The sequence below is a fragment of the Variovorax sp. 05L425 genome (genome assembly GCF_056397705.1).
In genome coordinates this window covers 205,622-217,830 of the sequence record NZ_JBFTNY010000006.1, presented here as the reverse complement: position 1 = coordinate 217,830, position 12,209 = coordinate 205,622, and the positions used below count along the sequence as shown (strand labels likewise).

Genomic DNA, 12,209 nt, shown 5'->3' with positions numbered 1-12,209 from the left:
CCATGAAGGTCATCACTGACTCCATCGGGTTCGCGCTGAAGGGCGCGGTCGTCTCGATCGGCATGTTCGACGGCGTCCACCGCGGCCACGCGAAGGTGCTCCGGCAACTGCGCGCACGTGGGGAGCAGCTCGGGCTGCCGACCGCGGTGGTGACCTTTGACCCGCATCCCCGCGCAGTCGTCCGGCCGGATGCCTGCCCAAGTTTGTTGTCGAGCGTGGACGATCGCATGCAGTTGCTGGCCGCCACCGGAGCGGTCGACCACTGCCTGGTGCTGCGCTTCGACGAGCAGCGAAGCCAGCAGGATGCGGAGGCGTTCGTGCGTGACACGCTGCTGACGCAACTCGGGATGCGCGAACTGATCGTCGGCGATAACTTCGCCTGCGGACGGGGGCGCGTCGGGACCGTCGCCTATCTCTCGGCCCTGGGACTGGCGCTGGGTTTCAGCGTGGCGCCCGTGTCGCTCGACGCGGTGCCCGGAACGCAGGAGGCCGTGCGCTGCTCCTCCACCGAAGCGCGGCGTCTGATCCAGATCGGCGACCTGGCCGGTGCGTCCTCGGTGTTGCAGCGGCCGCACGAGATGACCGGCACCATCACCCGCGCCTCACACGCCTCGCGCCGGCGCATCGACGCCGCCTTGGCGAGCGCGATGTGCGCGCCTGCCGCGGCCGACTATGTGGGCGCGGTCCGGCGAAGCGGCTCCGTGGCTCCGTGGATTCCTGCCTTGCTCCAGGTGCGTGACGACAGGCGGTCGAGCCGACGGATCGTGCGCCTTCTGGCGGAAGACGAGATGGACGCTTCGCCCGGCGACGAACTGCGCATCCGCTTCGTCGACCGCGCAGGCCATGGACATGCGCCCATCGGGCAGGAAGGCGTGCCTGCATGAAGGCCTTCACCCATTCCACGCACGCCCAGCGCGTCGTGTTCGGCGCCGGCACGCTCGATCGTCTGGTTGCCGAGATCGACACGCTCGGCGCGACCCGCGCCATCGTCCTCAGCACGCCCGGCCAGCGCTCCGAAGCCAAGCGCGTCGCATCGATCCTGGGGAACGCCTGCGTCGGCATCTTCGATCGCGCCGAGATGCACGTGCCGATCGAGACAGCCCGCGAAGCGCGCGCGCTTGCCAGACGGCTCGGTGCCGATTGCGCGGTGGCCGTCGGCGGCGGATCCACCATCGGGCTCGGCAAGGCGATCGCCCTGGAATCGGGTCTGCCGATCCTGGCGATACCGACCACCTACGCCGGTTCCGAGATGACGGCCATTTACGGCATCACCGAGGCTGGCCTCAAGAAGACCGGCAACGATGCACGCGTGCGTCCGCGCACCGTGATCTACGACATCGAGCTCACGCACTCGCTGCCGTTGGAGATCAGCGTTACCAGCGGCATGAATGCGCTGGCGCATGCGGCGGAGAGTCTTTATGCCGCCGACATCAATCCGGTCGTCGCGTTGATGTCGCAGGAGGGCATTGCCGCCTTTGGGCGTGCGCTGCCCGGCTTCGCGAGCGGGGATGCTGCAAGGATCTCGGCCGCGCGCACGGATGCGTTGTATGGCGCCTGGCTCTGCGGCACCGCCCTGGGGAGCGCCGGCGTGGGCCTGCACCACAAGCTGTGCCACACGCTCGGCGGCAGCTTCGACCTGCCGCACGCCCAGGTGCACACGATCGTGCTGCCCCACGCGCTCGCCTACAACGCCGCCGCGGCGCCGGAGGCCATGGAGCGCATCGCTCGGGCGCTCGGATGCATGAATGCGGCGCAAGGCGTATTCGATCTCGCCAAGGGCGCCGGCGCGGGCATGGCGTTGAAGGACCTCGGCCTTCACGCCAGCGACCTCGACCGGGTTAGCTCGCTCGCGATGGAGAACCGCTATCCCAATCCACGGCCGCTGGAAGCGCGGGCCATCCGTCAACTGCTCCAGAACGCCTTCGACGGCGAACGGCCTGCGCCATGAACCCGCGTGGCTCGCACCTGGGCGCGCTGCTCACGCTCGTCGCCTGCTGGGCTCCGGCGGGTCCGGCTTCAGCCACCGAAGGCGGCGGCAACTCCTATCCGATCGGCGTCGACAACACCTTCGCCGGGTACATGCTGCCCGAAGGTGCCCACTGGCTGCTGTTCTATCAGCACTACACGGCGACACAGTTCAAGGACAACGCCGGCAATGACAATCCCCGCTTCGCCGACTTCCAGCTGCAGTCCGACGTGGTGGCGCCCCGGCTGTCCTATGTGTGGCCGGGCGTCGTTCTCCTCGGCGCCAACGTCGAGACGCGGATCGTGCAGCCGATCAGCGCGGTCGATCTCAATCTCGGCATTGCCCGGCCTGCGCCGTTTCCGCCGCTGGATCATGGGGGGTCCAAGACCGGGCTCTCGGACTTGTCGTTCTCTCCGATCATCCTCGGCTGGCACGGCACGACTTTCCACCAGACGCTGGGCGTGGAGACCAACCTGCGCACGGGCAGCTACGACGTGCATGCCTACGTCAACACCGGGCGCAACTACGACCAGGTCGCGCCGGTCTATGCGTTCACCTGGTTTCCGACCCCACTCAGCGACGTCAGCGCGAAGTTCCGCTGGGGCTTCAACGATCGCAACAAGGCGACCGGCTATCACTCCGGCAACGAAGCCTCGATCGAGTTCAGTGCCGGCTACCGTGCAACGCTGCAACTGCTGGTCGGCCTCAACGGCTACATCTATCGCCAGACCACCGACGACGAAGTGAACGGCGTCGTGGTGAAAGGCAACAAGGGCCGTGTCAACGCGCTCGGGCCTTTCGCCAGCTTTCGCTTCAGCCCCAACTTCTCGCTGACGCTTCGGATCCAGTCCGAGTTCGGCGCGCGCAACCGTCCGCAGGGCACACGCTTCTGGGCCATGGCGCTGTGCCCCTTCTGATGTCCGACTCATTTCATCCCAAGGAGACCCCACCATGCGCACATTGAACCAGCACACCATCACCGAGGCGGTGATCGAACGATTCGCGGATACGCCGAGCCCGCGCCTGAAGCGCGTCCTGACGAGCCTCGTGCGGCACTTGCACGATTTCGCCCGCGAGGTCGAACTCACCGAGGCGGAGTGGATGCAAGGCATCCGGTTCCTCACGGCGACGGGCCAGAAGTGCGACGACAAGCGGCAGGAGTTCATCCTGCTGAGCGACACGCTGGGCCTGTCGATGCTCACCATCATGATGAACCACGACAAGCCCGCCGGCTGCACTGAGGCCACGGTGTTCGGGCCCTTCCATGTGGAGGGTGCGCCGCACTATGAGAATGGCGACGATGTCGGCAACGGGGCGAGCGGCGAGCCTTGCCTCGTTCGCGGCACGGTGCGGTCGCTCGACGGCAGCCCGATCGCCGGTGCGACGCTCGACGTCTGGCAGGCCGACAGCGAAGGCCACTACGACGTGCAGCATGCGGAGCTGGATCATGCCCAGGCGCGCGGTGTGCTTCATTCGGACGCGCAGGGCCACTTCAGCTTCCGCACCATCGCCGCCGTGGCCTATCCCATTCCCGACGACGGCACAGTCGGCGAGATGCTGCGCGCCACGCGCCGCCATCCATGGCGGCCCGCCCACCTGCACTTCATGGTGAAAGCCCCGGGCTTCCAGACGCTTGTGACCCACGTGTTCCGCAAGGGCGATCCTTATCTCGATTCGGACGCGGTCTTCGGCGTGCGCGAATCGCTGGTGGGCGAGTGGGTGAAGCAGGGCGATGGCAGCTACCTGCTGGACTTCGACCTGATCCTGAATCCCGAACCTCGGCCGACCGCAGCGGCTCCCGTCCCGCAGGCCGAAGAAGCTCAGGCGGCCTGAGCGGCGTCACGCAGGAACAGGCGGCGGAAGACCCCACGCAGCCATTGGCTGCCTGGGTCGCGGTGGAAGCGGTCGTGCCAGTACAGCGCGATCTCCATGCTCGGCAACCGCAGTGGCGGCTCGACCGCGACCAGGTCCAGGTCATGGGCCAGGGCGACGCCGAGCGTGCGCGGCACGGTCGCCACAATGTCCGAGTTCCTGGCGATGTGCGCAGCCGCCGCGAAGGTCGGCACGCGGCACACGATGTGGTCGCGAGGCAGCGTCGATTCGAGCAGGCGCTCGGCATTCGCGTACTCGTGGCCAGTCCCGATCACTGAGACGAGCGCGTGCTGTTCGGCAACGAAGCGCTCGAGCGCCGTGGCGGCGCGTGCTTCATCGGAGCGCGCCATCAGGCTCTCTGCATCGAGGCGCGGATGCTCCTTGCGGAAAAGGGACACATAGCCTTCCGTCCACAGGGGATGGCGCCGGATGCCTTGCGTGAGCGAAGCGAAGGAGCCGATGGCCAGGTCGACGAGGCCTGATTCGAGCCATTGGTCGAGGTGATGGATGTCGCAGGGAACGGCCTGCACGTGCACCTTGGGCGCCTCGACGCGAAGGATCGCGAGCAGCGGCGGCAACAGCTGGACCACCGCGGCATCGATCATGAAGAAGCTGAATCGCCGCTCGGAAACGAGCGGGTCGAAGGGCGCGTGGTCCGACCGGAGCGCCCGCACGCTGTCGAGAATGGCGCGTACGGGCTGTGCCAGTTCGAGCGCCTTGGGTGTCGGCTCCATCTTGAGTCCGACGCGCACGAAGAGAGGATCGCCGAAGTAGAGACGAAGGCGTGCCAGTGTCTTGCTGAGCGCCGGCTGCGTCATGTTGAGCACGCGCGCGCAACGGGTCAGATTGCGCTCCACGAGCAGGATGTCGAAGATCTGCAGATGCTGCAGGTCGAGCTCGCCGTCATTGATCCTGGGAATCGCGTCCATGGTTGCGGTAGTGTGCAGGGAGCGTACCTGCGCAAGTAGCGGTCTGCAAGCGGCAAGCCTGGGTCGATCCTTGCCGGCGCCGGCTTTTGCCGGCATCATCGCCGTCGCTGAGGAAGGAGCCCGCTGATGAAACCGTGGATTCGCCATGCCGCCGCTCTCGCCACCCTCGTGACCGCGGCCGCCACACAGGCGGCGGGCCTCGTGGGCAACACGCTGCCACCGGGGTTCCCTTCGATCGAAGACACCTCGCTCGCCAAGCCGCTCATCGGCTTCGGCGCCGCCGGAACGGTGACGCGAACACCGGTGATCTTCATTCACGGCAACAACGACACGCCGTTTCCCACCGCCTGCAATCCCTACGGGCGCGTCCAGGCGATGGCGCAATACTTTTCCGACAACGGCTATGCCCCCAGCGAACTCTGGGGCGTGGGCTACCAGGGCGACCAGTGCGACCTGGCCGCCGACCAGACACGCCGTTCGAGCATCGCGCACACCGATGCGGCCAACGTGCCGGACCTGCGCCGCTTCGTGCGCGCGGTGTTGGACTTCACGGGCGCCAAGCAGGTGGACATCGTCGGCCACAGCCTGGGCGTGACGCTCGCGCGCGAATGGATGCGGCAGGACGAGGTGAAACACACGGTGCGCCGCTTCGTGGCCATCGACGGGCCCAACCACGGGATCATCAACTGCTCGCCCGACCCCGCCAACTACTGGCAGGCCGCGGCGGCGGGCGGCTTCACGCCTGCGAGCGACCTGTGCCAGGAACTGGGCTCGCCCGACACGCCCTTCCTGCAACTGCTCAACGGCCGCAGCGGGCGCGACGAGAACGACGGACCCACGCGCATGCTGGTGATCCGCAACGGCGATAGCAGCTTCGTCTACTTCCCGGTGCAGGACGGCTCGGTCGCGCCGGTGCCCGCCGTGGATTCGTTTGGCAAGCCGACGGACTTCTCGCGAAGCGCCAGCCTGCGCGGCGTGCGCGAGATCACGTTCACGGGGCAGGGCGCCTACGATCCCATCCTGCACACCAGCCACCTCGGCATCCTGAACTCGCCGCAGACCTGGCGGGCCGCATTCGATTTCCTCAACGAACGCTCCAGGGGCAAGGACAAGGACAAGGACGACTGAGTTCGCCCTTCATCGGGCCGGGCCGCTATGCTGGGCGGCATGACCCCCAAGACGCTCCTCGTGGTCTATCACACCATGACCGGCGGCACTGCGCAGATGGCGCAGGCTGCCGCCGAAGGCGCGCGCGAGGAACCCGGCGTCCATGTTCGCCTGCTGCGTGCGCCCGAGGCCCAGCCCGACGACGTGCTGGGCGCCGACGGCTACATCTTTGCCACCCCTGAAAACCTCGCCGCGATGGCCGGGCTGATGAAGGACTTCTTCGACCGTTGCTACTACGCCGCGCTCGATCGCGTGAACGGCCGGCCCTACGCAGCGCTGGTGTGCGCCGGCAGCGACGGCCAGAACGCCGTGCGGCAGATCGACCGCATTGCCACTGGCTGGCGGCTGCGCTGCGTCGCGCCGGCATTGATCGTGTGCACCCACGCGCAGACGCCCGAGGCCATCGCGCAGCCCAAGACGATCGGCGCCGAAGACCTCGCGCAATGCCGCGAGTTGGGCGCCGCACTGGCGACGGGGCTGGCGCTCGGCGTGTACTGAGGCAGGCGTGGCTAGGCGCGGCCGGGCTTGCCCGCCCGTCGCCGGCTGAGAGCCAGGTTGGCCGCCGTCATGGCCGCGACCAGCGTGACCAGCCACGAGAAGTACACCCACAGCAAGAACAAGGGAAGCGCGGCGAACGTGCCGTACAGCGCCTTGTACGTCGGCACCTTGACGAGGTAGGCGGTGAAGCCGCGCTTGCCGAGCTCGAAGGCGATGCTGGCGATCAGGCCGCCTGCGACCGCATCGCGCAGCCGCACCTTGGTGTTCGGGACGAGGTAGAACATGCACGTCAGTGCAGTGACGCCGAGCAGGATCGGCCCGAGGTCGAGCACGAACGCGAGCGATCGTGGCAGCGCGCCGATCATCCCCATGGACGTGCCCAGCAAATACGATGTCGCCCACAGACTCAGGCCCAGAACGGGTGGCCCGACCGCCAGCATCAACAGGTACAGGCCCACCCTCCTGAAGAACGGCCGGCTCTTCCGGACCTCCCACATCTGGTTCAGTGCGTTTTCCACGGTCAGCAGCATCGCGACGGCCGTTCCCAGCAAGCAGAGAGAGCCGATCCAGGTCAGACCGCTGGCGTTCGCGGCGAACTGGTTCAGGTACTTCAAGACCGTGCGTGCGATGTCCGACGGCAGCAGTCGGCTCAGCAGGAATTCCTGAAGCGCGTCCTTGAACCGCTTGAAGATCGGGAATCGCGTGAACAGCGCAAAGCTCGCTGCGAGCAAGGGAACGATGGAGAGCAAGGTCGTGAAGGTCAGGCTCCCGGCGACCTGGGGCAAGCGCTCTTTCCGGGCGCGCTGGATCGTGAGGCGGGTGAGGGTGAACATGTATCGCTGAAAAGGGAGGAAATCGTAGCGCGGTGAAAGGTGATCAAATGGCGACGCTGCTGCGGAGGCGAAGTCGACATGGATGCCTTGTCCGAGGTCTTGAAGGTCTTGCAGTTCAACAGCGCGATCTTCTTCAACGCCAGATTCACCGCGCCATGGTGCTTTGCCTCGCCGGAAGCGGAGGCAGTCGCCAGGCAGGTCAACGCGGGATCCGAGCGTCTGCTCTTCTACCATTTCTTCGTCGACGGTTCGTGCACCGTGAAGCTCGACGGCATGCCGGCGCTTCAACTACAGGCTGGCGACATCATCCTGTTTCCGCATGGCGATGCCCACACGATGGCCTCGTCCGGGATCGACGTGTCGGGGCCGCTGCTCGATGTGCGGGGGTTGTTGCGCGAGAGGCCCGACGAACTGCAGCTGGGCGGTGGCGGCGAGGCGACCCGCATCATTTGCGGCTATCTGTCATGCGATCCCATCCTGTGCCGGCCGGTCCTGGCGACGCTGCCCAGGGTGCTGACGGTCAGGCTCAGGAGGGACGAGAAGACTGACTGGGTGGAGCGTTCCTTCGTCTACGCGGTGGCGGAGGCCGCTTCCACCCAACCCGGCGGCGAAGGCGTGCTGGCCAAATTGTCCGAGGTGCTGGTGGTCGAAACATTGCGCCGGTACATCGCCGAGATGTCCGAGGGCCAGACGGGTTGGCTCGCGGGCTTGCGCGACCGCGCCGTCGGCAAATGCCTTGCCCTCATGCACGAGCAGCCGGCGCATCCGTGGACGCTCGAAAGCCTTGCGCGCGAGGTCGGGACATCGCGCTCGGTTCTCGCCGAAAAATTCACCCACTATGTCGGGCAGCCTCCCATTCAATATCTCGGCAAGTGGCGCATGGCGCTCGCGTCGAACCTCCTGCGGCGCAGCGCCTTGAGCATGATGCATATCGCGCTCGAAGTCGGCTATGAAACCGATACGGCTTTCAGCCGCGCCTTCAGGCGCGAGTTCGGCATGCCCCCGGCATCGTGGCGTCGCGAGAACAGCCTCAAGAGTCCGCATGATTTCAACGATGGAAAGCAATCAACGCAATCAGCCCGAAGAAGCTGAGGAACTGAACGAAGAAGAGCGTGAAGCGCACAGAAACGACGCGATCCGTCTGGGTGAAGCAGACGTGGACCAGCGACTGGGGGATTCGTGCCGCCAGGACGGCCACGCACAGTAAGTCCACCGCCGCGTCGGCGATGCCGAAAACGCGCAACGCGAAGACCAGCACTGCGAACACCGGCAGGTTCTCGACGCAGTTCGCGTGTGCGCGCATCGAGCGCACGTACCAGTCCTGTCCCTCGACATGGTCGGCCGGGAATTCGCTCATTCCCGCCCGACCACGGAAGACGCGGCTCAACCGGTAGGCGCCCACGGTGGTGAGCAGGAGCAGCAGGGTCCAGGCGGCGAAGCCCAGCAGCATCAACTCGGGCACCATGATCTCGGTCTCCGGCCAGTCACGGCAATGCGCTATTGGAGAGGCACCGCGTAGAGCAGCGGCTGGAGCGCATCCGTCACCCGGGCTGCCTGCCTCTCATCGAGAACGCCGAAGAGGACCTTCTGGAAGCGAGGCTCCATGACGCCCGACACGATGTACTGCCAGCGATAGGCCTTCAGGATCCCCGCGCCGATGGCACTGCGTTCCGTGTCGTCGTAGTGCTTGCCCGCGATGGAAGCGAAGTAGGTCGCATCGGCGCGCGCCTGCGCCTGGAGAATGCCGTCGACCGCTACGACCAGGTCGATCAGTTCGCCGACGGCCGCGTCGCGTTCGCTGACCGTCAGGCGCGCGTCCTCGCGCAAGAACTCGAGTTCATCCAGGACGGCATGCTGCGACTCCTCCTTCCAGTGGGCCAGGAAGACGTCTTTCCAAAGCTCGCAGAGGTCGTCCCGCGGCGCGATGCTGGCGCGATAGTGGGTCAGCGTGAAGAGCTCGATGTCCAGGGTCAGCGCCATCACCGACCAGTTGCTCTTGCTCAACACCGCGGTCGCGACGGCGTTGGGTTCGGCCGTTGCGATGTATCCCGGGGGCATGTCGGCCGCCATGATCATTTCCATGCGCCGGAACAACTCCTGGTGCTTCAGTTCCTCGTCGGCCATGCGGACCAGTGCCTCCAGTGCCACCTGGTCGCCGAGCGCGTGCTGCCGGCTGATCTCGAGCACCTTGGCGCCGATGAATCGCTCCACCAGGCCGAAGATGTAGGCGTAGCTTCGACCCTGCACCTGGCTCAGCAGGCGCCGGTCATCGGACGTCAGGAAATCCAGTTCGTCGACCAGCGACAAGCCGGCCGGCAGGAACATCTTCCCGAGATCAAATCGCCGGTGACGGATGACGTCGTCGTCGATGTCCCAGCGGACGCGCTTGGAGTTCGCGATGACCTTCGAGTACGGGTTCGTGGAGGGAGCGCTTTGCATGATGGCCTCTTTCAAATTTCGTTGAAGGAGTGGCCATGATCGAAGCACGAGGTCAATCAGGTCGGGCCATGCGTCCGCAAATCTTGCCCGGTGATCCGCGCATGCACCCTTACAGATAAGTCGCGCCGGCTTCTTGTTCGAAGCGACCCGGTGGTCCTTCCCAGACCACCCGCGCGTGGTCCAGCACGTACACCCGGTCGGCATGGGGAAGGGCGAAGGTCACGTTCTGTTCGCCGAGCAGCACGCTGATGCTGGTCGTGCTGCGCAGCCGCTCCAGCGCCTTCGACAAGACCTCGAGGATCACCGGCGCGAGGCCGAGTGTCGGCTCGTCGAGGATCAGGAGCGTCGGTTTCATCATCAGCGCGCGGGCGATCGCCAGCATCTGCTGCTCGCCGCCGCTCAAGGTTCGCGCCATCTGGGATTGGCGATCGCGCAGGATCGGGAACAGCTCGAACAGCCAATCAAGACGTTGCTGGCGCTCCGTCTTGTCGAGGCTGTTGCCGCCGAGGTCGAGGTTTTCGCGCACGCTCATGTCGCCGAACAGTTCCCGGGTCTCCGGGCAATGAACGACACCTCCGCGCGCGATGGTGGCAGCGCTGCATCCGCGCAGCGACTCGCCGGCCCATTTGACGGTGCCGGAGTAGGGCACCAGCCCCGAGATCGCATTGAAGAGCGTCGTCTTTCCGGCGCCGTTCAATCCCACCAGCGAGACGAATTCGCCTTCACGCACATGCAGCGACACGTCCTGCAGGGCCAGCGCCTTGCCGTAGAGCACGCCGACGTTCTCGACCTCCAGGATCGGAGCCCGGTCGTCGACGCTGGCCGGCGGATGGGCCACCCGGGTCAGCGCACCGCCCAGATAGACCCGCCGCACCGTTTCGTCCTTCATGACGTCAGCGGCGGCGCCTTCGGCAATCCACTCGCCGAGGTACATCGCAAGCACGCGATCGACCAGCGCCGACACGCCCTTGACGTTGTGGTCGACCAGCAGCACTGCACGTCCCTCGTCGCGAAACTCGCGGATCAGGTCGGAGAAGGCGCTGACTTCCCGGGTCGTCAGACCGGCGAAGGGCTCGTCCACCAGCACCAGCTTGGGATGCCTCGCGATCGCCTTCGCCAACTCGAGCCGCCGCAGGTCGGCGAAAGGGAGTGTCGGCGGCTTGCGATCGATGACGGCGGCGAGGCCAACCCGATCGGCGATGGACCGGGCCTTGGCGTCGACATCCGCGCCGGCGAACAACTGGGTCAGCCGATCGGGCAGCAGCGCGACCTTGATGTTCTCCAGCACCGTCTGTCGCTGCAGCGGGCGCGAATGCTGGAACACCAGTCCCACGCCCAGGCGCGCCACCTTGTGCGAGGCCAGGCCGCCGATCTCGACGCCGTCGAGCTTGATGGAGCCGGCGGTCGGCTGTTCGACGCCCATGATGGTCTTCATCGCCGTCGACTTGCCCGAGCCGTTGGGCCCGATCAGGCCGAGGATCTCGCCCGGCCTGATCGCGAAGCTGAGGTCCTTCACCGCGACCAGGCCGCCGTAGCGCTTGGTCAGGCGCGACACCTCCAGCATCGGCGACTCACTCACGGCGCGCACCTCCGTGCAGCATGCCGAGGAAGCCGTCCGGGAAGAACAGGATCACCAGCAACGCCGTCACCGAGACGATGAGCGTCGCCAGTTCGCCCAGAGGCCGCAGCAACTCGCCCATGCCGATGAGGAAGATGGCGCCGATGGCCGCGCCGATCACCGTCCGTCGGCCGCCGAGGACCGCCGCGATGATGATCTGCACGCCGACCGACAGGTTGACGAAAGTGCCGACCGACACGGTGCCCATGTAGAAGACCATCAGCGCGCCCGCGAAGCCCGAGAAGAAGGCGCTGACGATGAAGGCCGCCAGCTTGTGCTTGGCCACGTTGAAGCCGAGCGCCCCGGCCTGCACCGCGTCCTGGCCGCTGGCCTGGAGGATGAGCCCGATCGGTGACCGCGAGAGGCCGAAGAGGATCGCACCGCTGACGGCCATGAAGCCAAAGGCGATCCAGTAGTTCGTCGTGGCGCTGATGGACATCACGTCGGGCACCGGGAGGCCGATCTCGCCGCCCGTCAATCCGGCGAAGACGACCACGAAGTTCTGCAGCATCAGCACCGCGACCAGCGTGGTCAGCCCGAAATACGGTCCACGCAAACGGAGGGCAGGCAGCGCGAGCACCACGCCGCCGATGACCGCCATCGCGGCGCCGGCCAGCACGCAGACCCAGATGGAAATGCCCGGCGAGAGCCGCGCATCGAGGATGCCCGCCGTATAGGCGCCCAGGCCGATGAGGAAGGTGGGGCCGAAGTTGACCTCGCCCGCGAAGCCGAACAGCAGGTCCCAGGACATCGCGAACACTGCCGTGTAGAAGGCCACGGTGAGCAGCCCCAGCACGTAGCCGGAGGCGAAACCCGGCAGCACGGCGCCAACCGCCAAAACCGCGACGGCGATCCAGAACAGGCGGGACTTGAAAGTCGAGCGCATG

Annotated in this window: 13 protein-coding genes; 7 read left to right on the top strand and 6 right to left on the bottom strand. The window is 66.4% G+C overall.

The genetic code is table 11. The annotated features are described in order from the left end of the window. The first annotated feature begins 2 nt into the window (after positions 1 to 2). The 4 genes from AC1DN9_RS09815 to AC1DN9_RS09800 are packed head-to-tail and all read left to right on the top strand — an operon-like array spanning position 3 to position 3,799. A complete protein-coding gene (locus tag AC1DN9_RS09815; protein ID WP_478099530.1) occupies positions 3 to 884 on the top strand; it encodes an FAD synthetase family protein in 882 nt (293 codons plus the stop codon). Next, the gene (locus AC1DN9_RS09810) at positions 881 to 1,948 is read left to right on the top strand and encodes a maleylacetate reductase (RefSeq protein ID WP_478099529.1); all 1,068 of its coding nucleotides are present in this window, start codon (positions 881 to 883) and stop codon (positions 1,946 to 1,948) included. The genes AC1DN9_RS09815 and AC1DN9_RS09810 overlap by 4 nt, the downstream gene beginning before the upstream one ends. Continuing rightward, positions 1,945 to 2,883 carry a SphA family protein gene (locus AC1DN9_RS09805; protein WP_478099527.1) on the top strand — a complete coding sequence of 313 codons (939 nt, stop codon included), beginning with the start codon at positions 1,945 to 1,947 and terminating at the stop codon, positions 2,881 to 2,883. The genes AC1DN9_RS09810 and AC1DN9_RS09805 overlap by 4 nt, the downstream gene beginning before the upstream one ends. A gap of 34 nt (positions 2,884 to 2,917) precedes the next feature. Continuing rightward, positions 2,918 to 3,799 carry an intradiol ring-cleavage dioxygenase gene (locus AC1DN9_RS09800; protein ID WP_478099525.1) on the top strand — a complete coding sequence of 294 codons (882 nt, stop codon included), beginning with the start codon at positions 2,918 to 2,920 and terminating at the stop codon, positions 3,797 to 3,799. On the opposite strand, the gene AC1DN9_RS09795 is transcribed toward AC1DN9_RS09800, so the two are convergent. Beyond that, on the bottom strand, positions 3,787 to 4,767 hold the full coding sequence (locus AC1DN9_RS09795; protein ID WP_478099523.1) for a LysR family transcriptional regulator: 981 nt from the start codon (positions 4,765 to 4,767) through the stop codon (positions 3,787 to 3,789). The genes AC1DN9_RS09800 and AC1DN9_RS09795 overlap by 13 nt on opposite strands. A 126-nt stretch (positions 4,768 to 4,893) precedes the next feature. Here AC1DN9_RS09795 and AC1DN9_RS09790 point away from each other — a divergent pair, with 126 nt between their 5' ends. Both AC1DN9_RS09790 and AC1DN9_RS09785 read left to right on the top strand, forming a co-directional pair. After that, entirely contained in the window at positions 4,894 to 5,895 is a 1,002-nt protein-coding gene (locus AC1DN9_RS09790; protein WP_478099520.1) for an alpha/beta fold hydrolase, read from the top strand. A gap of 39 nt (positions 5,896 to 5,934) precedes the next feature. After that, on the top strand, positions 5,935 to 6,432 hold the full coding sequence (locus tag AC1DN9_RS09785) for a flavodoxin family protein (RefSeq protein ID WP_478099518.1): 498 nt from the start codon (positions 5,935 to 5,937) through the stop codon (positions 6,430 to 6,432). An 11-nt stretch (positions 6,433 to 6,443) separates the two neighbouring features. Here the strand turns inward: AC1DN9_RS09785 and AC1DN9_RS09780 are convergent, their stop codons facing one another. Further along, positions 6,444 to 7,265 carry a YihY family inner membrane protein gene (locus AC1DN9_RS09780; protein ID WP_478099516.1) on the bottom strand — a complete coding sequence of 274 codons (822 nt, stop codon included), beginning with the start codon at positions 7,263 to 7,265 and terminating at the stop codon, positions 6,444 to 6,446. A gap of 78 nt (positions 7,266 to 7,343) precedes the next feature. On the opposite strand from AC1DN9_RS09780, the gene AC1DN9_RS09775 reads away from it, so the two are divergent. Continuing rightward, positions 7,344 to 8,357 (top strand): AraC family transcriptional regulator, encoded by a 1,014-nt coding sequence (locus tag AC1DN9_RS09775; RefSeq protein WP_478099514.1) that lies wholly within the window; start codon positions 7,344 to 7,346, stop codon positions 8,355 to 8,357. Here the strand turns inward: AC1DN9_RS09775 and AC1DN9_RS09770 are convergent. The 4 genes from AC1DN9_RS09770 to AC1DN9_RS09755 all read right to left on the bottom strand — a co-directional run bounded on the left by AC1DN9_RS09770 (position 8,314) and on the right by AC1DN9_RS09755 (position 12,208). Further along, a complete protein-coding gene (locus tag AC1DN9_RS09770; RefSeq protein ID WP_478099512.1) occupies positions 8,314 to 8,730 on the bottom strand; it encodes an MAPEG family protein in 417 nt (138 codons plus the stop codon). The two genes, AC1DN9_RS09775 and AC1DN9_RS09770, sit on opposite strands and share 44 nt — an antisense overlap. Before the next feature lie 32 nt (positions 8,731 to 8,762). Next, positions 8,763 to 9,704, bottom strand: coding sequence for a hypothetical protein (locus AC1DN9_RS09765; protein ID WP_478099510.1), 942 nt, complete (start codon positions 9,702 to 9,704; stop codon positions 8,763 to 8,765). 109 nt (positions 9,705 to 9,813) lie between these two features. Continuing rightward, positions 9,814 to 11,283: an ATP-binding cassette domain-containing protein gene (locus AC1DN9_RS09760; RefSeq protein ID WP_478099508.1), complete on the bottom strand. Its 1,470-nt coding sequence runs from the start codon at positions 11,281 to 11,283 to the stop codon at positions 9,814 to 9,816. Next, complete coding sequence (locus AC1DN9_RS09755) at positions 11,276 to 12,208, bottom strand: branched-chain amino acid ABC transporter permease (RefSeq protein ID WP_478099506.1); 933 nt, start codon at positions 12,206 to 12,208, stop codon at positions 11,276 to 11,278. The genes AC1DN9_RS09760 and AC1DN9_RS09755 overlap by 8 nt, the downstream gene beginning before the upstream one ends. Position 12,209: the final 1 nt, after the last annotated feature.